This window comes from Marivirga arenosa, from assembly GCF_030503895.2.
In the GTDB taxonomy this organism is placed as follows: Bacteria; Bacteroidota; Bacteroidia; order Cytophagales; family Cyclobacteriaceae; genus Marivirga; species Marivirga arenosa.
In genome coordinates, this window is sequence record NZ_CP129970.2 from 1,688,133 (window position 1) to 1,712,057 (window position 23,925).

The window sequence follows — 23,925 nt, forward strand, 5'->3', positions numbered from 1 at the left end:
TCAATGATTCCGTTAATTCTATTTTATATAACTAAAGTAAGTAAATAACTATAATAAAGCCAAATTATACTATTTTAATGTTTCTTTAAGCTGCCAATCATGTCCTCTGGTCTTACCCATTCATCAAATTCTTCGGCAGTTAAATAACCTAAATTCACTGCTTCATCTTTTAAACGAGTTCCATTTTCATGAGCCGTTTTAGCGATTTTAGCTGCTTTTTCATATCCAATTTTAGTATTTAAGGCAGTTACCAACATTAAAGAATTATCTAAATGTTCTTTAATTCTTTCATAATTAGGTTCAATTCCTACAGCACAATTATCATTAAATGATACACAAGCATCACCGATTAATCGGGCAGATTGTAAGAAGTTTGCAGCCATTACTGGTTTAAACACATTTAACTCATAGTGACCTTGAGTTCCACCTATTGTTATGGCTACATCATTACCCATTACTTGAGCACAAACCATGGTTAAAGCTTCTGCTTGAGTAGGGTTAACCTTTCCTGGCATGATCGATGATCCAGGCTCATTAGCAGGAATTATAATTTCGCCAATTCCGGATCTAGGGCCAGAAGCTAGTAATCTAATGTCATTTCCAATCTTATTTAAAGAAACAGCAATTTGCTTCAGTGCTCCATGTGATTCTACAATGGCATCGTGAGCTGCTAAAGCTTCGAATTTATTTTCAGCAGTTCTGAAAGGTAATCCAGAGAATTCAGCTATTTTTTTAGCTACTAATTCAGCATAACCTTCAGGAGTATTAATACCAGTTCCTACAGCAGTACCGCCTAGTGCAATTTCAGATAAGTGATCTAAGGTATTTTTTAGGGCTTTTATTCCATGATCTAATTGAGATACATAACCAGAAAATTCTTGACCTATAGTCAGTGGAGTTGCGTCCATGAGGTGAGTTCTTCCTATTTTAACTACCTTTTTAAATTCTTCCGATTTTTTCTTTAAGGTATCTCTTAATTTTTCAATTCCTGGTATGGTAGTTTCTATCACCATTTTATAACAAGCAATGTGCATGCCTGTAGGGAAAGTATCATTAGAAGACTGTGATTTATTTACATCATCATTTGGATGAACAACTTTCTCATCTTCATATGTTTTACCTGCTAAAATTTGTGATCTGTTTGATACTACTTCATTCACATTCATATTAGACTGAGTACCTGATCCTGTTTGCCAGATTACCAATGGGAATTGATCATTATGTTTATTGTCTAAAATTTCATCACAAACTTTAGAAATCAAATCTCTTTTTTCTTTACTCAAAACTCCTAGTTCATGGTTAGTATGAGCAGCAGCTTTTTTTAAATAAGCAAAACCATGAACAATTTCTAAAGGCATGCTTGCTTCAGCACCAATTTTAAAATTGTTTCTACTTCTTTCAGTTTGGGCACCCCAGTACTTGTCAGCTGGTACTTTTACTTCGCCCATTGTGTCTTTTTCTATTCTATATTCCATAAGTAGGTCTGTTTTCGATTAATGCCGTAAAATTACAACTAATCATAGGAATTGCTATGATTAAATAAGAAAATAGACAGACTAAATAATTCGAATAATGATAATACAACTATAAAAAATCATAAAATATTCGCTTTGTCCTTGATTTTAGTCTAAATTTGCATCAAATCAATAAATCTGAAATGAAAAATCTTTATGAAAGATTGATGGTTAGCCTATTCGCATTATTCATTTGTGTGTTGTCAATAGGCTATTGTCACCAGAAAAAAAACGGAAATATTGAAAGCGGACTTTCATTAAAAAGCATGAAAGATTTATCTACTTTTTATGCTGCCACTCCTCAATAATTAAACTTCTAAGATTTAATTATCTTCCATCCTTCCATTTTTCAAATCTATCTTTCTATGTAAAAAGGCTTTAGAGAGCCTTTGAACCTATATTTTAAAATTTATTTAAATCTGATCTAAATAAATTTAGATTTTTATTTGTAACCAATCTAAATAAAATTAATTTTGCGCCAACATTAGAATCAATCTAAATACAAATATTAATTTTGCACAAATGAAAAACTTAAGATTACTAGGATTAACATTATTAGCTTCAATATTTTTAATAAGCTGCGATGATAACACAGAAGGAGAAAATGATTTGGCATATGAGATACCTTCTACCTATGATTTTGAAAATGTAAGCTATACGGGCCAAACTCAAAGACTTGATATGTTGGATGAGCTTACTGTTTATATGAAAACCGCAAACAACGGAGCGGTATTAGATGCTCAGAAAATGCTCGATATGTATGCCAATGAAAATGGCGCTTTTGAGGATGCTTCTTTAAATGAGGCGGATTCAAAAGAATTAGAAAATAAAACAGTAGAAGGCGAAGTATCAAGATTTAAAACTTTTATAAGAGATTTTGCAGCTGCAACAGTGGAAGCTAATGGTGGAGTTGGTAGTAATGGAACACCTGGAGTAGTTGTTTCAAATGATGGGTCTGCGCAATATTTCTTCGATGAAAATGGTTTTGAACACATTCAATTAATTGAAAAAGGTTTAATGGGTGCTTGTTTTTACTTTCAAGCTAATTCTATTTACCTAAGTCCGGGTAAAATGGATGTTGATAATGAGGAAATTATTGAGGGCGAAGGAACAGCAATGGAACATCACTGGGATGAGGCTTTTGGTTACTTAGGTGTCCCAACTGACTTTCCTACCAATACTGATGGAACTAGATTTTGGGGTAAATATTCCAATGGAAGAGATGAGTTATTGAATACGAATGAAGCTTTAATGAATGCTTTCATTACAGGTAGAGCAGCCATTTCAAATAAAGATTTAGATACTAGAGATGAGCAAATTGAAATCATTAGAAATGAATGGGAAAGAGTTTCAGCAGCTACCGCTGTTCATTATTTAAATGGTGGAATTGCATCCTTTGCTGATGATGCTATAAGAAATCACGTAATTTCTGAAGCATGGGCCTTTATTTATTCATTAAAATTTAATCCAAATAAAAAATTAACGAATACAGAAATTGAAGCTTTATTAGAACTTTTAGGAACTAATTTCTATGAGATAACTACTGATAATATTAATGCAGTTAAAGCAACTTTAGTTTCTACATACGGATTCCAAGAAGTTCAAGACCAATTATAACAATATGAAATATTTAAGATTATCATTCTTCATATTTTTGTTAACCTTATTCACCGCCTGTGATGACAACACAGGTAGTGAAAAGGTTGATTTTGATAGAGAAGCATTTTTAGTCAATATGGCTGATAATGTAATTCAACCGTCAATTGTAAATTTTGCATCAGAAGTTGAAGGTATTTCCGTGGCTAGCAGTTCATTTGCTACTAACCCATCTTTAGAAAGCCTTAACGAATTAAAATCAGAATTTAAAGAAGCTTGGTTAGCGTATCAACACTTAGCTTTTGTACATGTTGGTCCTGTTTCAAGTGTTAACTTAAGGGATAGAGTTAATATTTTTCCCACCAACACAGAATTGATTGAACAAAACATCATTAATCAAGACTATGTAATCGGTTCTGCAGCAAATGTTGCAGCAAAGGGGTTTCCTGCTATAGATTATTTATTATTTGGTACAGGAAGCAGTGAGGAAGCAGTTTTATCTTATTTTGTAGATCCAGAGTTAGGTGAAAATAGATTAAAGTACTTAACTGATGTTGTAGCGGATATTCAAACCGCTTCAAATATCATAGCAGAAGGCTGGGAGCCTTACCGTGAGACATTTGTTAGTAATATTGGAACGGATGTAGGTAGCGGTACTAGCTTACTTGTAAATGAATATAATTTTCAATTTGATATTCGTCTTAAGAATGCTAAAATTGGTTTTCCCTCGGGTGGTAATCCTAGAACTGGCGGTATAGTAAGCCCCCAAAGCGTTGAAGCTTATTTTTCTGGCTGGTCTGGTGATTTAGCTAAAGAGTCATTAAAGTCTTCAATTGAAGTATTCAAAGGTCAGGCTTTTAATTCTACAAATGATGGACTGGGAATGGATGATTATTTAGATGCTCTTGATGCAATTGATAGAAATGAAAATCCTTTAAGCAGTTCGATTATTAATGAGTCGCAAGCTGCTTTAGATGCAATGGAGTCTATAAATGCTCCATACAGCGAATTAGCAGCCAATGAAGGAAGTAATTTGGTTGAGGTTTATAATCAATTGCAAATAGTGATTCCACTTATAAAAGTTGATATGACCTCAGCATTATCAGTTTCCATTACTTTCCAAGATAATGACGGTGACTAATTGGTCATTAAAATATCGTCCTAATCAATTAAAACATATTGCGCCACTAGCTACATTTCGTGTAGCTTTTGGTGTTATGATGCTAGCTTCCATAATTAGATTTTGGGCTAATGGTTGGATAGCTAAACAATATATAGAGCCAGACTTTTATTTTCCTTATTATGGTTTCGAATGGATAAAATCTTTAGGTGATCCAGGAATGTACATCTTGTTTGCATTAATGGGTATCTCTGCTATCGGAATTGCATTTGGAGCTTTTTACCGATTTAGTGCATCCTTATTTTTCCTATCTTTCACCTATGTAGAGCTAATTGATAAAACGAATTATCTTAATCATTACTATTTTGTTAGTATTATAGCATTTTTACTGATATTAGTTCCAGCTAATCAGGCTTATTCATTTGATGCGTGGCGTAAAAAACAACAGAATTTATATGTTCCATCCTGGACTATTGATGTCATTATTCTGCAATTAAGCATCGTTTACTTTTTTGCTGGGCTAGCAAAATTGCAATCAGATTGGTTGATTGAAGCTTTACCCTTAAAAATATGGTTACCATCTAGAGTGGATACTCCATTAATTGGTTGGCTGTTTGATTATAAATTTGCAGCCTATATTTTTAGCTGGTTTGGTGCCTTTTACGATTTAACTATACCGTTTTTCCTACTTTGGAAGCGCACTAGAGTAATAGCTTATCTAACAGTAATTGCTTTTCATTTTATGACAGCAGCTCTATTCCAGATTGGTATGTTTCCATATATAATGGTATTAAGCACTTTAATCTTTTTCTCTGAAGACTTTCACAAAAGATTATGGAATAGGTTTTCTCAAAACATTCATATTCCAGAAATACAATCTAGTAAAAGTTACAAACTTGGTACATTGAAATATTTCTTAATTATTTTTTTTGGAATACAGCTTCTTTTACCATTTCGCTATACACTTTACCCGGGTAATCTTTTCTGGACAGAGCAAGGCTATAGATTTTCGTGGAGAGTTATGCTAATGGAGAAAGTAGGCTACTCGGAATTTACAGTAGAAATTCCAGACCTAAACAAATCATTTAAAGTGATGCCTCAGCAATATTTAACTGCTGTGCAGGAAAAAATGATGAACACCCAGCCAGACATGATCTTACAATTCTCTCACTTTTTAAGAGACAAATATCAAGAAGAATTTAATGCTTCTGCAAAAGTTTTTGTGGAAAGCTATGCCGCAGTGAATGGTAAAGGTAGTCGCCCCTTTATCGATCCAAATATAAATTTAGCGAGCATAAAAAGAGGTTATCAACATAAAAATTGGGTACTACCATACAATCAATGAAAAAGTATTGTATTCATATCATTTTGTTAATCGGTATTTTTCAAAATGCTGCAGTAGCGCAAGGCTTAAAGGGTAAGGTCAGTGATTCAGAAAGTGATGATGCCATTGAACAAGCTGAAATTTTTGTGCTGGATAGTAACCTTAAAGCAGTTACGGATAAAAAAGGAAATTATAGATTAGAATTACCTTCAGGAGAATATAAAGTAGCGGCCTTCTATTTGGGAAGACAAAGCGAAATCAAAGAAATTAAGATTGAATCAGGCTGGAAGACCATCAACTTCACACTAAAACCTCTTCTTGAAACTTTAGATGAAGTGAAAGCTTATGGTAAAAAATCTGAAGTATTTAATGTTACTAGATTGAATCCTGTAGAAGGGACCTTAATATATGAGGCGAAGAAAAATGAGGTCATCAACATTGATCAATTAAATGGTAATTTAGCAACTAATAATGCACGTCAAGTATTTGCAAAGGTACCAGGCTTAAATATTTGGGAAAGTGATGGTGGAGGTTTACAATTAGGAATTGGAGGAAGAGGACTTAATCCTAATAGAACTTCAAACTTTAATACCAGACAAAATGGATATGATATTTCTGCAGATCCATTAGGCTATCCGGAAAGTTATTATACTCCACCCGTTGAATCTTTATCTAAGATAGAGGTGGTTAGAGGGGCTGCATCATTACAATACGGTTCTCAATTCGGAGGAATGATCAACTTCCTTTTCAAAAGAGCACCTGAGGGAGACCCTTTTCAATTTCATACCCGAAATACTGTAGGCTCATTTGGTCTTTTAAGTTCTTACAATAGTGTTACGGGTAATACTGGGGATATTGATTACTTTGTTTTCTATCAAAGAAAACAAGGAGATGGTTTTAGAGATAATGAATCCTTTGAATCCAATACGTTATTTGCAGATCTAAATATGAATTTGACTGATAAGTTGTATTTGTGTTTTGAATTCACTCACATGGATTATTTAGCACAGCAAGCAGGAGGCTTAACGGACCGTATGTTTGAGCAAGATCCAACTCAATCGGTAAGAGAAAGGAACTGGTTTGCTATTCAATGGAATATTCCAGCTATGATAGTGGACTATAAGTTTAATGAAAAGACTAAAATTAACTGGAAAACTTTTGGATTAGTAGGTTCTAGAAAGGCTTTGGGTAATCTTGAACGAGTTACTCAAGTTGATTTTCCAGAAGAAGAAAGAAATCTTTTGTGGGATGATTATGAAAACTTTGGTTCTGAATTGAGGTTTTTACATCGTTATGATCTATTTGGCCAAATTCAAGCAGCAGCAATTGGTGCCAGATATTTTAGAGGAAATACGCAACAAAGGCAAGGACTTGGTCCTGCAGGTTTCGAGGCCGATTTCAGATTCAATAATCCATCAGAGTTAGAAGATCTATCCTTCAGGTATCCATCAGAAAACATTGCAATTTTTGCTGAAAATATTATTAATGTAAATGATAAATTATCCATTACACCAGGAGTAAGATGGGAATATATTAGCACTAATAGTTCAGGTTATTATAGAAATTCAGTTGAAGATTTAGCTGGAAATATAATATTTGATACAACCATATACGAGTCTAAAAACCTTGATCGCTCTTTCTTACTAGGTGGGATTGGAATAAGTTACAAAACGGAATCTGATTTAGAAGTATATTCGAATATTTCAATGAATTATAGAGGGATTAACTTCAATGATTTAAGAGTTAATAATACCAATATTTTAGTTGATCCTAACCTAAAAGATGAAAGCGGATACAATGCTGATTTAGGATTTAGAGGAAATTATAGCGATTTCTTAAACTTTGATTGGAGTTTATTCTATTTAGCTTATAACGATAGATTAGGTGCGTTACTACGATACGATGATGCTATTGATGGTTTCCCAAGAATTTATAGATTTAGAACTAACGTTGGTAATGCAGCTATAGCAGGTGTTGAATCTTACACAGAAATGAATTGGAGCAAATTTTTTAATCCGAAGCCTATTCATGAATTTTCCACCTTCTTAAATGCTGCCTTTATCAGAGGTAGGTATGCGGATGATAATCAGGAAAGTGCTATTGCAGGAAACAAAGTTGAATTAGTTCCAGAGGTTAATATTAAAACAGGGTTGAACTATGAATGGAAGAATTTCTCCTCAACACTTCAATTCACTTATTTAAGTGAGCAATATACAGAGGCAACTAATGCAGAAAGAACGGCTACTGGAGTTGATGGAATTATCCCATCCTTCCATGTTTTAGATTTAAGTGCTAAGTATAAATATAAGTTTGCTCAGCTGGAGGCAGGAATTAATAATCTAACCAACAATTTCTACTTTACGAGAAGAGCAACAGGTTACCCGGGTCCTGGCATCATACCTTCAGCAGGGAGAAATTTTTATGTTACGCTTGATCTTAAATTTTAATAATAGACTATTTCTGTGCCATTCCTGCAGTTAGTACAGTATGCCATAAAACCACACCAATACTAACCGAAATATTCAAAGAGTGCTTAGTGCCAAATTGAGGGATTTCCAAACAATGATCACTTTTGTCCACTACTTCTTGTTCTACTCCGAATACTTCATTTCCAAAAACAAAAGCATACTTTTCATCTTTTTGAGGATTGAATTCTTCCAAGCTTAAACTTTCTTCAGCTTGCTCAACGCTCATTACTTTATAGCCTTCTTGTTTAAGTTTTTCAATCGCATCTAAAGTACTTTCTAGGTGTTCCCATTCCACAGAATCAGTAGCGCCTAAAGCTGTTTTATTAATTTCTCTATGAGGAGGCTTAGCAGTTATGCCGCACAAATAAATTTTTTCGATTAAAAAAGCATCAGAAGTTCTAAAGGCTGAACCTACATTATTCATGCTTCTAATATTGTCTAACACTAAAACAATGGGGTTTTTAGGAGTTTCTTTAAACTCCTCTACTTCTAATCGATTTAATTCCTCATTGGCTAATTTCCTCATATTTTATCATCTTTGAACTGCAAAAGTAAGAACATTTCCCTAAAAGCATGGCGAAGACTAAAGAAGCGAAGGAAACTCCTTTAATGAAGCAGTATAATCAGATAAAAGCAAAGTATCCTGGTGCACTTTTGCTTTTTCGTGTTGGTGATTTTTATGAAACATTTGGGGAGGATGCTGTTAAAGCTAGTAAGGTTTTAAACATCATTTTAACCAAAAGAGCGAATGGATCTGCTTCGCATATTGAGCTAGCTGGTTTTCCGCACCATGCTATGGATAACTACTTGCCGAAATTGGTTAGAGCAGGCCATAGAGTTGCTATTTGTGACCAATTAGAAGATCCAAAATCAGTAAAAGGCATTGTTAAAAGAGGAGTGACTGAACTTGTAACTCCTGGTGTCAGTTTTGACGATAATGTCCTTGAAACGGGAAGAAATAATTATTTAGCCTCTATTCACTTTTCTAAAAATTCTTTAGGCGTAGCTTTCTTAGATATTTCCACAGGAGAATTTATGACCGCCTCTGGTAACGCAGCCTATATTGATAAGCTTTTGCAAGGCTTTCAGCCTTCAGAAATCATCTATTCTAAAGGCGCAAGGAATCATTTTGAAGAAAAATTCTCCAATGATTATAATGTTCATCTTTTAGAGGACTGGATTTATGCTTTCGATTTTGCCTATGAGAAATTGACCAAGCAATTTAAGACAAACTCCCTCAAAGGTTTTGGCATTGAATCACTAGAAGAAGGGATTATTGCTGCAGGGGCCATTCTTCATTATTTAGAAGAAACAGAACATAAAAAGATAGAACATATCGCTTCCATTTCCAGAATTGAGGAAGAGAAGTATGTCTGGATGGATAAGTTTACGATCCGCAATCTAGAGCTTGTTTATCCTCAGCAGGAAGGGGGAATTCCATTAATTCAAGTCCTGGACAGAACACTAACTCCGATGGGCTCTCGCCAGATCAAAAAATGGATGGTGTTGCCCGTTAAAGACAAAGCGGTAATTGAGGAAAGGTTGAAAGTGGTGGAAGCCTTTTATGAAGGTGCTGCTCTGAGAGAGAAAATATCTTCTTCATTAAAAACCATGGGAGATGTTGAGAGGCTAATATCTAAAGTCGCAGTAGGAAGGGTAAACCCAAGAGAACTCAACCAGCTGAAGAAAGCATTAGGCTTAATGGTGCCTTTAAAACAAGAACTTCAGAATTCTAATGTTGAAGTCTTAAAAAAATTAGCAGATCAAATTAATACTTGCGAATACCTCTATGAGTTAATTGATAAACAGTTGATGGAGGATGCTCCTTTATTGACTAATCAGGGTAATTTGATTAAGGAAGGAGTTGACGAAGAGTTAGATGAATTAAAGAAGATCGCATTTTCCGGTAAAGATTATTTATTACAGCTTCAAAAGCGAGAAATGGAGCAAACAGGCATCTCTTCTTTAAAAGTTGCCTACAATAAAGTCTTTGGATATTATTTAGAAGTAACAAATGCCCATAAAGATAAAGTACCTCAAGAATGGATTCGAAAGCAAACTTTAGTAAATGCTGAACGCTACATCACTGAAGAGCTTAAACAATATGAAGAGAAGATTTTAGGTGCTGAAGACAAAATGGTAGTCATTGAGCAGAAGATATTCCAATCCTTACTGCAAAATGCCATGGATTTTGTAACACCTATTCAGCAGAATGCAAGAGTTATAGCTCAAGTAGATTGTCTGTTAAGTTTTGCAGAAATATCACTAGCCAATGAATACGTAAAGCCTAGTATTTTAGAAGATTCTTCTTTAGATATAAAATCGGGGAGGCACCCTGTTATTGAACAGCAATTACCTCATGGAGAAGAATATATCCCCAATGATGTATTTCTAGATAATGAAAGTCAACAGATCATGATCATTACTGGACCAAATATGGCAGGTAAATCAGCTTTGCTTAGGCAAACGGCACTGATTGTGTTAATGGCGCAAATGGGGTGTTATGTACCTGCCAAATCAGCTGAAATTGGCATGGTAGATAAAGTTTTTACGAGAGTAGGCGCTTCTGATAATCTCTCGAAAGGAGAGTCAACTTTTATGGTAGAAATGACTGAAACGGCTAGTATTTTGAACAATTTATCCGATAGAAGTTTGATCTTAATGGATGAAATTGGGAGAGGTACGAGTACTTATGATGGCGTTTCCATTGCCTGGAGTATCGTTGAATTCTTACATAACCATCCGAAATTTAAAGCGAAGACTTTATTTGCTACTCATTATCACGAGTTAAATCAATTGGCGCATGATTTTCCTAGAATTAAAAACTTTAATGTTTCCGTTAAGGAAATTGAGGGTGAGATCATCTTTTTAAGGAAGCTGAAAAAAGGCGGAAGTGAACATAGTTTTGGTATTCATGTAGCTCATATTGCAGGTATGCCAAACCCAGTAGTGTTACGTGCAAATGAAATCATGCATCATTTAGAAAAAGATAAAATTCGAGAAAGGTCAAATAAAAAAATGAATGATGTTCCCAAAAATAACTATCAACTTAATATGTTTGAAGCTGACCCAGCTATGTCCGAAGTCAAAGAATTATTAGACAAAATAGATATTAATACACTTTCTCCTGTGGAGGCCTTGTTGAAGTTAAATGAACTAAAAAGTAAGCTGAAATAGATCTGTTGAATAAAAAAATTAAAAAGTTAAACAAAACTTATCCACAACTTATCCACAAGCGCTTACTATTTTGTAAATAGTTAAATGCCTCTATATTTTATTTAAACCCTTATTTCGTGTGTAAACATATATTAGTTTACAAATGTACATTTCTATTAGGGTATAATTACTGATTACGTTTAGCCTATATATACAAAACCAAACAGGATTATTGTTGTTTAAGGATTAGTATGGAAAAAGTGATAAACATTCAACAGGCACAAAAGGTAAAGCAAGACCCAATAGATTTTCTTTCGAATAATGTCGTGCTTTTATCTTTTAATGAGGATTTTGATGTCCTTTCTGCCAATGATACTTTCCTTAAAGCTACTGGAATTAGAAGAGATGAACTAGCAGGTTTAAACTTCTTTCAACACTTATGTGAAGAATTACCTGAATACATTAAAGATGAGCTAATCTATTTGGTAAGGCAGCAAAAGTCTTGGAATGGAAATTTTGCTTTTCCTAATAAGGTAGGAGGAAATATTTCATGGTATCATACCAATATAATCCCAACCCGAGATTTAAATGGTCGGTATATAGGTTTCAATTTGATTGCAACGGTTGGTAAATCTCAGCAAAGTTTAATAACAGAAAAAGAAACCACGGATAGTTGGATGAAAGCAATTTTTAATGATGCTGATGAATCTAACATCTTAGTTGGTTTGGATGGAAATGTTATTGAATTCAATGCTACTGCTTATGAGTTTATGTCATGGTATACTCATAAAGAACTAAGATTAAATGAGTATTTACCATTTTATTTTAGCGGTAGTTTTACTAAGACCTTTGAAGTTTTATTTGATAAAGCTAAAAAGGGACAAAAACAAAAGTTTTGTCGTTCATTTAAAAATTTAAGTGGCTACGAAAAAATAGTTGATATGGAATTAAAGCCTGTTTCTGATTCCACAGGAACAATCATGGGTGTAATCTTAAATACTTCCGATATAACAGAAGAAGTAAATCTTGAAAAGAGAATTAGAATATCTGAGAAGAAGCTTGACGACATTGCCTTTATTAATGCTCATGAAGTAAGGGCTCCCTTAGCTTCAATTTTAGGTTTACTTAATTTACTTGATTTTGAATCAGTAAATGAGAGTAGTAAAAGAATTTTAAATCACCTTAAGAAATCAGCTTCTAACCTGGAAAAAATTATTCATAAGGTTTCGGAAAGCACCTATATGTCAAATTCTGACGAGAATAAATCAGCTTAAATTTAAATTATAGATAATTATATTATGAAAATATATGTAGTAATACTGCTTATAATATTTTGCTCATTTGGTGTTCATTCACAGAATCTTAATAGGTTTAGAATTGTTTGTGCAGATGAAGTTGATATGCCTTTATATGATGGTGAATTATCAACAGAAGAATTAAAAAACCAACCTTTCTCCTTAGGATTTAGATATATTGAGAATGATGAAATAAAATATCATGATGAACTAATTATATACAATTGTAATACTGGAAAAGTAAAATTAACTGCTGAGTTTGATAAAAATAGGTTAGTAAATGATTTTGTGGTTTATGATGCGAGTGGTGAAGTAGAGAAAGAACTTAAGCTGCTAAAGAACTTTGAATCACCATATGTAGATTTGAATTTTGAATTTAGATTACAAAAGGTAGCTGCTTATCCTACTGGAATTGCAAAAATTTATGATAATGGTAAGCTTATCAGAACTATTGACTTCAACTCTAATGATCAGTTACCTTATGTAATTAATTATGACTTTGATGGGAATAAATCGTCAGAAGGAAAAGCAGAAATAAAAGGATTGTTAGATAGTGAATGGAATATTCAAAGAGTAGGAGCTTGGAAGAATTATAAGAATGGGAAATTATTAACTGAAAATACATTCAGCAAAAGCGGACAGCTTATTTCTGAAAAGATATATGAAAATGGAAATTTAGTTAGTGAGATGACCATTTTGAATTCCAGTACTAAAAGTATAAAAAGATACTATACTAATGGTACTATTAAAGAAAGTGGAAAGGAAAAGGAAGGTTCAAAAATTGAATTATGGAATACTTACCGTGAGGATGGATCAATAGTTAAAAAAGTTAATTACGCTGACGGGTTAGCAGATATAGTTCAAATATTTGATGAAAATGAAAATTTAATTCAGTTAAAAGAATTAATTACTGATAAAGAGGATATTCCAAAAAGTTTTCAGGATAAATCTGAGATTTATGAGACGAAAAAATATTTCTCGAATGGTCAGCTTAAATCATATGGTTTAACTCAATCTAATAATCCACTAGCAATTCATGAATTTTACAATGAAAAAGGGGATTTAATAGAGATTAGTGAATATGATTTTAATGGTAACAAAATAAATAGTGTTGATGCTAAAACCTATTTAGAGATAAGTAAAAAGAAAAAGCAAATATTTAATGAGATATTAGTTTTGAAAACTACCCATCCTCAAAATCTTAATCAATTAGAATCCATAAAAATACTATCAGATTCACTTTATTTAGATTATGATAGTGTGATTGCTAAATATGATTATAAAGCTGAATTCGAAAACAAACTGTCTTATTTTCTAGATGAGACTAAAGAATTTGATGATTTATCAAATGATTTAGAATGGTATGATACGCTCTATTCTTCAATCTCTAAATTTAATGATAGAAATTGGAAGTATTCATTTGAGTTAATTAAAAAGGAATTACAATTACAAAAAGAGTTTGCTGTTTATAAAATGAATAGAAAGTTTAAATGGATTAAAGATAACGTCACTTCTTCTAAAAAGACCCTTTTCGGCAGTAAAATTATTGTAAAAAATAATCAAGATGAGGTATATGAATCGATAAGTGAAGAACTATTTCCAACATTAAATGAACAAATACTAAATGCAACTGATAAATATAAAGTAATTTCTACCTCACAGGAATTTGAAAGTTTGGTAGAAAAAGCAGCTTATATAATAGATAATCCAGATGAAAAATTCCGTCAGTCGCTAAAAAACTCAAAGACAGTCAACGATAAAAAACGATTGTTTTTCTCAGCAAAATGAAGAGAATCATAGTCTTCTTAATTTTTAGTAACTATTCAGGTCTACTTTTTGGACAATACAGTGAGACTATAGCCACAGCCAGGCCAGGTGCGGCTAATGGCGCTGGTACTGTGGGTAAAGGTATTCTTCAATTCCAAACAGGAATTCAATATGATGAAGTAAGAGATGTTAGGGATAGTATGAACTATAGGTTAGAAAATATCTCTGAAAATTTAGTCATCCGCTTTGGCTTAAGAGAAAGATTTGAAGTGAGTACGGTTATAAACCATATTAATTCTACAGAGTTTTTAGGGGACGGTTCTGAAACTCTATCTAGAAGTGGAATTAATACCAGTTTGATTAGAGCACGAACCAAAATTAACGACCACCTAGCCTTGCAAGTAGGAGTCAGTACGAGAATAAGGAGCGAAGATTATAAAATTGAATATTTGGCTCCACGCTTTAGGGTCATGTACAGTACACCTTTTGGCGATTATGCAGGACTTACCACGAATATTGGAACTTATTGGAATGGTATGGATGGGAGACCAAGAGGTTTCTATGTATTCAGTTTTTCATTTGCATTAACTGATAATATGTCTTTGGTTGCAGAGAGTTATGGTGATTTCATTAAATCTCAAATCGACAATTATTTTGATATTGGTTTAGGCTATAATCTTAACAAAGATTTGCTGATAGACTTAAATGGAGGATGGGGTACTAACTACCCTTTTAAAAGCTACTTTCTAACAGCTGGTATTTCCTATAGAATTATTACACGTTTCCGACCTGAAGATATGATTCCAAATGAAGAATAAAGATGAAATTCTTCTATGCAATTATATTGACCTTAACAAGCATTACGGCTAATGCGCAACAATTACAGTCTGTTGTATTTTCTGGAGGGAAAAACTTTGTGGGGAAAGACGTTCTTCAATTAGAATATGGATTAAATATTGAACGATTGAATAATTCCCTCAATGTTTACAATCAACAATTATCACAGTATGGATTAATTAAATATGGGGTCTTACATAATTTGGATATCTCATTTAGTTATAATTTTTCGCAGCAACAAGTTTTCGTTTCTGACCAAATGAGAAGATCAAATGGACTTACCAATTTTACTGCTGGTTTTAAGAAAAAGATTAGTAAAAACTTTTCCTTAAAATCTGATTTAGGGTTTTCAAGGAATGAGTTTGACAATCTTGTAGGGGCAGCACAGATCACAGCAATTTCAGAACACAATATTGATAGTTTTTTAGCTTGGGAGAACAATTTAGGGCTCAGCTGGGGCTCAGGTGCCCCATATGCTAATTTAATGTACCTCTCAGGCATAACTTTCACTATTCCCTACCCATTAGATATAATTATTGAATATTACGGCCAATATGGTAGAGAGAGCTGGGATAATTATGCTAACCTAGGAATAGGATATTATTTTTCAGCTGATATTATGATAGAAGCCTATGCTGGCTTCGGAAATACAAATGATCAGGATACCACTTTCGTTTCTTTAAATCTTTATTGGAGATTGGTTCCAGCACGATATAACAAATAAAATTCGATTGTTTATTCCCTAAGAACTATTTTTAAAATCATTTCGTTTTTATTTTTACTAAAGATTAAAAAGTAATAGTCCTATCTTTGTATTTCATTTATTAAAGTAATTATAATGGCAGTTGCAGTTAAAGAAAACTTAAAACACAGGAAAAAAGGAACCTGGAAAAAAGAAATAAGCTTTGCTATAGTTCATTTATTGCCGCTTGGAGCAATATGGACAGGGGCTACTTGGTTCGATTGGACAGTTTGTGCATTTTTATATGTTTGGAGAATGTTTTGGGTTACAGGAGGTTACCACAGGTATTTTTCACATAGAAGCTATAATACATCTAGGTGGTTTCAGTTTTTAATTGCATTTTTTGCTCAAACCTCAGCTCAAAAAGGAGCCTTATGGTGGGCTTCTCATCACAGGCATCATCACAGAAATAGTGATACTTTAAAAGATCCTCATAGTATGCTACATTTTGGATTTTGGTATTCTCATGTGGGTTGGATTATAGGTTCTGACTTCAAGAAAACAGATTTTAAAGTCATTAATGACTACAGCAAATATCCTGAACTAAGATGGTTAAATAAAAACTATCTGGTTCCTCCTGTGATATTGGCTTTAACCGTAATGGCTTTGGGTGGTATAGTAAATGGAGGAAGTATTCTAGCTATGTTCACATCAGCCGGATTTTCTACTTTATTTATAGGCTTCTTTTTAAGTACCATCATACTGTATCATGCTACATTCTCAATAAACAGCATTATGCATAAGTTTGGGAAACAACGTTATGAAACAGGGGATGAGTCAAGAAATAGTGTTTGGTTAGCCTTATTAACTTTAGGGGAAGGCTGGCATAATAACCACCATTATTACGAAAGTTCTGCACGCCAAGGATTTTTCTGGTGGGAAGTGGATCTTACTTACTATGGGCTTAAATTTATGTCAATGTTAGGTTTAATTTGGGACTTGAAACCAGTGCCAAAACATATCAAGAAATCAAAAAATAGAGCAGAAGCAAAAGCTTTAAAAGAACAGATGAAAAAGCAAGTAGCATAAATTTTTAAATTTTTTTTGAATTGCTATTGTATTTTAAAAACTGCCTATTAAATTTGCAATCCCAATCGGGGAAAAGCGAGAGTAGCTCAGCTGGTAGAGCGCAACCTTGCCAAGGTTGAGGTCGCGAGTTCGAACCTCGTCTCCCGCTCAAAAAGAGAATAAGTGAGCATTAGGCTCACTTATTTTTTTGACACAAACAAGACATCTCAGCCGGGATGGTGAAATTGGTAGACACGCAAGACTTAAAATCTTGTGAGCATTAGCTCGTGCGGGTTCAAGTCCCGCTCCTGGCACAAAAGCTTCTCAGCAATGGGAAGCTTTTTGTATTTATAGCCCTTTCTGTTTTTTATAGTATTAATTTACCTCTCTAAGTTTTTAATAATTCTACCTGTTTTTAAAGCTTTTGAATTTGATTCAAATGAAATTGAAGTTTTAAGCCCTCTGGGTTGACCTCTCTTTGACCAAATTTTATTTAACGTTGAATTATGAAACTCTAGTCTCTTTTCTGGATTTTGAGAATAACCAATATAGAATTTATTGATTTTTGAAGAGAATAGGATGTAAACGAAAAATGTGCTCATAGTCTAATATAAACAAAAGAGCATAAAAAAAGCCTTACATTTCTGTAAGGCTTGCTCCTCTTCTTGGACTCGAACCAAGGACCCTCTGATTAACAGTCAGATGCTCTAACCAGCTGAGCTAAAGAGGAATTTTCCCGTTTGGGAATGCAAATATGCATGGCGCTTTCATTATTTCCAAATACTTCCTTAAAAAAAATTAAAAATATTTTAACGAGTAAAAAATGGCACAGCCAATGAAGGTAAATTCAATAAAAGACGTCAAAATGACATTATTATATTTCAATATTCAACAAAATATGACATAATGGCTTATTTATAAAATTTTAAGCAATTGGTATAGAATTTTCTATAGTGTTTATGAATTTGATTTTAAACCTTAAAACAAAAAATTATGACACTTATAAAGTATAACCCAAGTTTACCTAATACTGAAAACAGAAGCTTTTCAAGTTTATTAGACAGATTCTTTAATGAATCATTTAACGGTATAGGAAAAGAGATGCAACACTTCTCTCCACAAGTAGATATTGCAGAAACTAAAACTGCTTTTGAAATTGCAGTTGCGGCTCCTGGAATGAAAAAAGATGATTTTAACATTAACATGAATGATGGTTCAATTATCATTTCTGGAGAGAGAAAATTTGAAGAAAAAAAGGATGAAAAAAACTTTCATTCAGTAGAAACTCAATATGGTTCATTTTCAAGAACATTTCATCTTCCAGAAAACATAAAAGAAGATAAAATTGAAGCCACTTATCAGGATGGAATTTTAAATATTACAATTCCAAAAGATGAGAAAAAGGAATTAAAAAGAACCATTCAAGTAAAATAATCAACACTTAAATAAATTATTAAGGGGCTAATGGCCCCTTTTTACTTTTTAAACAATATGATTAAAAACCACAGCGTTAATTGTGCGTTTTAGATGTAAATTAAAATGAGTTATAAGATGGAAAAGAAGCAGTTTTTTTTAGGAATTATTTTTGCCTCTATCCTTAGTGCTGTAATATCAGTGGGAGGCTATGTATATTTTAATCCAAGTCCATCAGCAACGGACAATAAAAGTTTTGAAGAAATTCAAGCAGACAATACACGCTTTTCAAGTTTTTTAGATGAAACAGAATACAATGTACCCGAAGGCATCAATTTCATACATGCCGCTGAAGAGGTAACCAAAGGAGTTGTGCATATTAAGGCTCAAGTTGAACGTGATATGCCTAGATCACGATCACCATTTGAAGAGTTATTCAGAGATTATTACGGAGACCGAGGCCAGCAGCCAAGAAAAGGACAATCCTCTGGTTCTGGAGTGATCATTTCTCCCGATGGTTATATTGTAACTAATAATCATGTAGTGGATAATGCAACGGAATTAGAAGTCGTATTACATGATAATAGAAGCTATACCGCACAAGTAATCGGAACTGACCCCAATACGGACATCGCTTTAATAAAAATTGATGAGGAGGATTTAAATTTTGTTGAATTCGGGAACTCCGATAATACTAAAGTAGGTGAGTGGGTACTAGCAGTAGGGAATCCTTTTAATTTAACATCAACAGTTACTGCCGGTATTGTGAGTGCAAAAGCAAGAAACATTAATATCTTAAACAGACAAAATCGCTATGGAATTGAATCATTTATTCAAACTGACGCTGCGGTGAATCCAGGTAACAGTGGTGGAGCTTTAGTGAATTTATCTGGGAAATTAATTGGGGTAAATACAGCTATTGCGACTCCAACTGGAAGTTTTGCAGGTTATTCTTTTGCCGTTCCTTCTATTTTGGTTCAAAAAGTTGTAAATGATTTAAAAGAATACGGAGTTGTACAAAGAGCTGTTCTAGGAGTAAGTATTTTAGACTTAAATGACCCTCGATTGGAAAATAAAGACTTTCCTACAAACTCTGGTGTATTTGTAGCGGCTATTAATCCAGGCAGTGCAGCCGAAGAAGCAGGTATGGAGGATGAAGATATCATTATTAAAATTAATGATAAGGAGGTTACTAATGTAGCGGAATTGCAAGAGCAAATTGCTCGTTATAGTCCAGGTGAAAAAGTTAAGGTTACTTATTTGCGTGATGGAAATGAGCAAACTGCTAATGTGGAGCTGAAAAACTTAATGAATAGCACGGAGGTAGTAAAAGCTAGCACAGCTAAAATGTTAGGTGGCGCAACTTTTGAAGATCTTACAGCGGAAGAAATGGAAAGATTAGACATAAAAGGTGGAGCAAAAGTAGTAGAAGTAAAAGAAGGAAAATGGAAGGATATAGGAATAGAAGAAGGATTCATTATTACTGCAGTTGATAAAGGTGCTGTAGCCAATACTGAAGATCTAATTGAAACTTTACAAGGAAAGCAAGGTGGAGTTTTAATCGAAGGAATATATCCTGATGGTACAAAAGCCTATTATGGAATGGGATGGCAATAAATCCTAACTTTTGTAAATAATTTTGAAAGGCACTCCAATAAGGGTGCCTTTTTCTTTTGTTATCCTTTAAAAAAAGCCAATTTTGTGCAATTAAAATTTGGGAAGGCAGGTCGAAATCAATGTATTATGGTTAAAAACCTGTTTTAAACTGTTTAAACACCTAAAACACCTATAAATATTATTAATTGAATACTATGGACATTAAGAAAACTTACGGCTTAGAGGAAGCCCTTAAAAAATTAGGAGTTAAAGAACATAATGGCGGTACTTCAACAGGAAGTAACTGGATGGAAGGAAGTGGAAAAATAAGCTCTGTTTCTCCAGTTGATGGTAAAGAGATTGCATCTTTAGGCGTAACTACTGCTGAAGATTACGAAAAAACAATTCAAGCTGCTTCTGAAGCATTCAAAACTTGGAGCAATATGCCTGCTCCAGAAAGAGGTGAAATCGTTCGTCAGTTTGGTAATAGATTAAGAGAATTAAAAGATCCGTTAGGTAGATTAGTATCTTATGAAATGGGTAAATCACTTCAAGAAGGATGGGGTGAAGTTCAAGAAATGATTGACATTTGTGATTTTGCTGTTGGTTTATCTCGTCAACTATACGGCTTAACCATTAAATCAGAGCGTCCTGATCACGCTATGCAAGAGCAATGGCATCCATTAGGAATTACCGCTATCATTTCTGCATTCAACTTCCCAGTGGCGGTATGGAGTTGGAATACGGCTTTGGCTTGGGTTTGTGGGAATGTTACCGTATGGAAACCATCTGAGAAAGCACCACTAACTGGTATTGCTTGCCAAAATATCATCGCTGAAGTATTAAAAGAGAATAATATGCCGGAAGGGGTTTCATGCTTGGTAAATGGTGATTATAAAGTGGGTGAAATGATGACTAAAGATTCAAGAATTCCATTAGTATCCGCTACAGGCTCCATTAGAATGGGTAAAATCGTAGGTCAGGAAGTGGCTTCAAGATTAGGGAAATCCATTTTAGAATTAGGCGGTAATAATGCTATGATCATCACCAAAGAAGCAGATCTTAAAATGACCCTAATTGGTGCCGTTTTTGGTGCTGTAGGTACTGCTGGTCAAAGATGTACTTCTACTCGTAGGTTAATCATTCATGAAGACATTTTCGATGAGTTGATTGATAAAATTAAAAATGCTTATTCACAATTAAGCATTGGTAATCCGCTTGATGAGAAAAACCACGTGGGACCTGTAATAGATAAAGACTCTGTAAATAATTACTTAAATGCTATTGAAAAAGCGAAAGCGGAAGGTGGTAAAGTTTTAATTGAAGGAGGTGTATTAGAAGGTGAAGGATATGAAAGTGGGTGTTACGTTAAGCCAGCTGTAATTGAAGCTGAAAATCATTATGAAATTGTTCAAGAAGAAACTTTTGCCCCCATTCTTTATGTGATGAAGTATAAAGGAGATGTACAAAATGCTATTGACATGCAAAATGATGTGAAGCAAGGGCTTTCTTCTGCCATCATGACTAACAGCATGCAAGAAGCCCACAGGTTCCTTTCTTCTAGAGGGTCTGATTGTGGTATTGCAAATGTGAACATTGGTACTTCAGGTGCCGAAATTGGTGGTGCATTCGGTGGTGAGAAAGAAACCGGTGGTGGCCGTGAGTCAGGATCAGATGCATGGAAAGCTTATATGAGAAGACAAACGAATACCTTGAATTATGGTAATTCTTTACCACTTGCTCAAGGGATTAAATTTGATATTTAATTTTTTCTGAAAATGCACACAATTATTCGTGTGCATTTTCTATATTGAAATGTTTTTAAAAAATATTGATTTTATTAACTTGGTTTAAAATATAAATTGTTCAATATGAGTAAGTATAATTCTGTGATGTTAATCGATGACAATGAAATCGATAATTTGATTAACCAAAAGATGGTTGAAGCTGCTGGCTTATCAAAATATATTTATACTCACACAGGTGCTAAAAGCGCAATTGAGTTCTTAAAAAATATTGAACAATTAGATGATAATATAGTGTCTAACGTATTACCAGATATTATATTTTTAGACATTGATATGCCATTAATGGATGGCTTCCAATTCTTGGAAGAGTTCAATAAATTGAAAGATAGCACTAAAGAAAAGTGCAAGATTGTAATGCTTACTTCATCTATAAATCCACAAGATGTTAGCAAGTCTAAAAAATATGATGCAGTTAAAAAGTATTTGAATAAACCATTGTCACAGGAAAGCTTAACTGACTTATCACTCTAAGTGAATAAACAACATTGATCAATAAAAAAACCATTTGAATTATTTCAAATGGTTTTTTTATCGTAAAAATATCTTGAACTATACCACTAATTTTTTGATGATGTCATCATTAAATTCCAGCAATAAAGTAGGAGCAAAGTGTTGTTGTGGCTCTACGGTTTTAAATTTTTTCACTAGTTCACTAATTTTCTCTTCTTTATTTCTTTTGGATTCGCTTAATGAGATTTTCATGATTTTATTCAACACCTGAATATTCATACAGTTCTCTTTTCCGATAATACGGATTTGACGCTGAATACTGTTGATTAACTGATTGAATAATTCATAATCACGCATTAAGCAATACTCTAAAGCTAAAAGAGTCTTTATCTCCAATTGTGCATTTTGGTATTTCTTTAGACTAACATCATTCAATAAGTTATTTAACCATTTAGCGGCCTCTTCATGTTTGTCATCAAAATGGCAACTTAAAGATCTGTAAGTAGCATAAGTAATATATTGAGGAATATCATCTTTATCAGCTTCAAAGTCTTGAAATAAAGCCGCATTCTCCTCTGATAACTTGATTTTATCTGGGAGTCTTTTTGATCGCTGCAGTTTGGTAATTAAAAACTGAGCCGGATAGGTAAATAAGTTAAAGTTTGATAAGAATGCTGCACATGATTCATTTACTTCTTCAAAATAATTCTCTGCTTTTCTATATAATCTGTAGTGATTATAATATTCAAGTTTCAAGAATTCATAGACTAGTTTTAAATGAAAATAAATTGAATCTAGGCTGTATAATTCAAAAATACCGTCAGCTTTGGCTAATATATCTTCAATAGGATCAAGGTCAACATCTGTTTCATCTTCTTCTACAAATAGGCGGTGGAAGATATTAAGACAGTTTTTATATATGAATAATCTGTGAGAGTCATAAATCTGACAAGTATTCAACATTTCCTTATTTAATAAAACCAACTCAAGTTTGTTAGTTTCATCACCTGTAAGTGAGTAGTTACCAAATTTAATAAAATAGCTGCTTAAAAGGTCCTCCGCTTTATCAACCGCGAGCATATACGCTACATGTCGGTTATACAATTGGCTATACTGAAAATATTCCTCAGTATTTTGATGTAATTTCTTTAATGCTTTATAAACAATGGTTAACTCATTAGAAAGATCATAATCAATTAATTCTTTCTCCAGCTTTTTTAAAGTCGCAATGGCGATAGCCTTTTTCTTGGTGAAAATGATTTCATTAATATTGGCTACTTTCTTTAGAATGTCCGTTCTAGGGTTTTCCATCTGCTGAAGCAGATATTCCTCAATTTTTTGGTTAAGTCTAGACCTTAAAGTGTAATAAGCATTCGTATTCACTTCAAGTTCTTCCATAATGGCATGATCACTTGAAGAACTTTCACGCATCGATTTTAGTAAATACGCAGATTTTTCTGCGCCTCCTGTTGATAAACTTTCATGAACTGCCTGATAATCAGCATCTGAAAGTTGCATGATAATATTCTTTAGTTTCGCCATAATTTTTGTTATTCAGCTATTTTATACCAATTCTAAGGAAAGTTAATTATTTCGATCAAATTCACATAAAAAAGTTCAATTTTTATCAGAAAACCTTACATCAAACTGCTTATTTCTTCAAATTTGGTCTTTTTAAAAGATGTTTTAACATTAAAATGCTATTTCAAAATCATAATGATTAAATTTAAATACATTACATATTTAAGCATGAAATATACAATCCACTTCATTTTTTTTCTTGTTTTAATTTCCTGCAATTCTGGGAAAGAGGATGCTTTCTTTGTTCAAA

The 23,925-nt window shown here is 33.3% G+C and carries 19 protein-coding genes and 3 tRNA genes; 17 read left to right on the forward strand and 5 right to left on the reverse strand.

What is annotated here, in order from left to right:
* Nucleotides 1–74: 74 nt before the first annotated feature.
* Nucleotides 75–1,475: a class II fumarate hydratase gene (gene fumC, locus QYS48_RS07410; RefSeq protein WP_308358195.1), complete on the reverse strand. Its 1,401-nt coding sequence runs from the start codon at nt 1,473–1,475 to the stop codon at nt 75–77.
* 182 nt (nt 1,476–1,657) lie between these two features.
* On the opposite strand from fumC, the gene QYS48_RS07415 reads away from it, so the two are divergent.
* The 5 genes from QYS48_RS07415 (at nt 1,658) to QYS48_RS07435 (ending at nt 8,001) form a co-directional block, all read left to right on the forward strand.
* The gene (locus QYS48_RS07415; RefSeq protein WP_308358196.1) at nt 1,658–1,822 is read left to right on the forward strand and encodes a hypothetical protein; all 165 of its coding nucleotides are present in this window, start codon (nt 1,658–1,660) and stop codon (nt 1,820–1,822) included.
* A 214-nt stretch (nt 1,823–2,036) separates the two neighbouring features.
* A complete protein-coding gene (locus QYS48_RS07420; protein ID WP_308358198.1) occupies nt 2,037–3,131 on the forward strand; it encodes a DUF4856 domain-containing protein in 1,095 nt (364 codons plus the stop codon).
* Nucleotides 3,132–3,135: 4 nt separating this feature from the next.
* Nucleotides 3,136–4,251 (forward strand): imelysin family protein, encoded by a 1,116-nt coding sequence (locus tag QYS48_RS07425; protein ID WP_308358200.1) that lies wholly within the window; start codon nt 3,136–3,138, stop codon nt 4,249–4,251.
* Complete coding sequence (locus tag QYS48_RS07430; protein WP_308358201.1) at nt 4,238–5,575, forward strand: HTTM domain-containing protein; 1,338 nt, start codon at nt 4,238–4,240, stop codon at nt 5,573–5,575. The genes QYS48_RS07425 and QYS48_RS07430 overlap by 14 nt, the downstream gene beginning before the upstream one ends.
* Nucleotides 5,572–8,001: a TonB-dependent receptor gene (locus QYS48_RS07435; protein ID WP_308358202.1), complete on the forward strand. Its 2,430-nt coding sequence runs from the start codon at nt 5,572–5,574 to the stop codon at nt 7,999–8,001. The genes QYS48_RS07430 and QYS48_RS07435 overlap by 4 nt, the downstream gene beginning before the upstream one ends.
* Nucleotides 8,002–8,008: 7 nt before the next feature.
* Here QYS48_RS07435 and QYS48_RS07440 read toward each other — a convergent pair whose 3' ends face one another.
* Nucleotides 8,009–8,548 carry an RNA methyltransferase gene (locus tag QYS48_RS07440; RefSeq protein ID WP_308358203.1) on the reverse strand — a complete coding sequence of 180 codons (540 nt, stop codon included), beginning with the start codon at nt 8,546–8,548 and terminating at the stop codon, nt 8,009–8,011.
* Between the two features lie 47 nt (nt 8,549–8,595).
* Here QYS48_RS07440 and mutS point away from each other — a divergent pair, with 47 nt between their 5' ends.
* The 8 genes from mutS (at nt 8,596) to QYS48_RS07480 (ending at nt 17,141) form a co-directional block, all read left to right on the forward strand.
* Nucleotides 8,596–11,199 carry a DNA mismatch repair protein MutS gene (gene mutS, locus QYS48_RS07445; protein ID WP_308358204.1) on the forward strand — a complete coding sequence of 868 codons (2,604 nt, stop codon included), beginning with the start codon at nt 8,596–8,598 and terminating at the stop codon, nt 11,197–11,199.
* A 230-nt stretch (nt 11,200–11,429) separates the two neighbouring features.
* On the forward strand, nt 11,430–12,452 hold the full coding sequence (locus QYS48_RS07450) for a PAS domain S-box protein (protein ID WP_308358205.1): 1,023 nt from the start codon (nt 11,430–11,432) through the stop codon (nt 12,450–12,452).
* A 24-nt stretch (nt 12,453–12,476) separates the two neighbouring features.
* Nucleotides 12,477–14,261 (forward strand): hypothetical protein, encoded by a 1,785-nt coding sequence (locus tag QYS48_RS07455; RefSeq protein ID WP_308358206.1) that lies wholly within the window; start codon nt 12,477–12,479, stop codon nt 14,259–14,261.
* The gene (locus QYS48_RS07460; protein WP_308358208.1) at nt 14,258–15,058 is read left to right on the forward strand and encodes a transporter; all 801 of its coding nucleotides are present in this window, start codon (nt 14,258–14,260) and stop codon (nt 15,056–15,058) included. The genes QYS48_RS07455 and QYS48_RS07460 overlap by 4 nt, the downstream gene beginning before the upstream one ends.
* Nucleotides 15,059–15,060: 2 nt before the next feature.
* On the forward strand, nt 15,061–15,801 hold the full coding sequence (locus QYS48_RS07465) for a hypothetical protein (RefSeq protein WP_308358209.1): 741 nt from the start codon (nt 15,061–15,063) through the stop codon (nt 15,799–15,801).
* A gap of 114 nt (nt 15,802–15,915) precedes the next feature.
* Entirely contained in the window at nt 15,916–16,848 is a 933-nt protein-coding gene (locus QYS48_RS07470) for a fatty acid desaturase (protein ID WP_308358210.1), read from the forward strand.
* 75 nt (nt 16,849–16,923) lie between these two features.
* Nucleotides 16,924–16,996: transfer RNA gene (locus QYS48_RS07475), tRNA-Gly, on the forward strand.
* Between the two features lie 61 nt (nt 16,997–17,057).
* A tRNA-Leu gene (locus QYS48_RS07480) sits at nt 17,058–17,141 on the forward strand.
* A 66-nt stretch (nt 17,142–17,207) separates the two neighbouring features.
* Here the strand turns inward: QYS48_RS07480 and QYS48_RS07485 are convergent.
* Both QYS48_RS07485 and QYS48_RS07490 read right to left on the reverse strand, forming a co-directional pair.
* On the reverse strand, nt 17,208–17,429 hold the full coding sequence (locus QYS48_RS07485) for a GIY-YIG nuclease family protein (RefSeq protein WP_308358211.1): 222 nt from the start codon (nt 17,427–17,429) through the stop codon (nt 17,208–17,210).
* 54 nt (nt 17,430–17,483) lie between these two features.
* Nucleotides 17,484–17,557: transfer RNA gene (locus QYS48_RS07490), tRNA-Asn, on the reverse strand.
* A 263-nt stretch (nt 17,558–17,820) separates the two neighbouring features.
* Between QYS48_RS07490 and QYS48_RS07495 the strand changes: the two genes are divergently transcribed.
* The 4 genes from QYS48_RS07495 (at nt 17,821) to QYS48_RS07510 (ending at nt 22,115) form a co-directional block, all read left to right on the forward strand.
* On the forward strand, nt 17,821–18,261 hold the full coding sequence (locus QYS48_RS07495) for an Hsp20/alpha crystallin family protein (protein ID WP_308358212.1): 441 nt from the start codon (nt 17,821–17,823) through the stop codon (nt 18,259–18,261).
* A gap of 117 nt (nt 18,262–18,378) precedes the next feature.
* Entirely contained in the window at nt 18,379–19,857 is a 1,479-nt protein-coding gene (locus QYS48_RS07500) for a Do family serine endopeptidase (protein WP_308358213.1), read from the forward strand.
* A 194-nt stretch (nt 19,858–20,051) separates the two neighbouring features.
* A complete protein-coding gene (locus QYS48_RS07505; protein ID WP_308358214.1) occupies nt 20,052–21,602 on the forward strand; it encodes an aldehyde dehydrogenase family protein in 1,551 nt (516 codons plus the stop codon).
* Between the two features lie 105 nt (nt 21,603–21,707).
* Entirely contained in the window at nt 21,708–22,115 is a 408-nt protein-coding gene (locus QYS48_RS07510; RefSeq protein WP_302102668.1) for a response regulator, read from the forward strand.
* Nucleotides 22,116–22,193: 78 nt separating this feature from the next.
* Here the strand turns inward: QYS48_RS07510 and QYS48_RS07515 are convergent, their stop codons facing one another.
* Complete coding sequence (locus QYS48_RS07515) at nt 22,194–23,636, reverse strand: hypothetical protein (protein ID WP_308358215.1); 1,443 nt, start codon at nt 23,634–23,636, stop codon at nt 22,194–22,196.
* Nucleotides 23,637–23,925 lie beyond the last annotated feature (289 nt).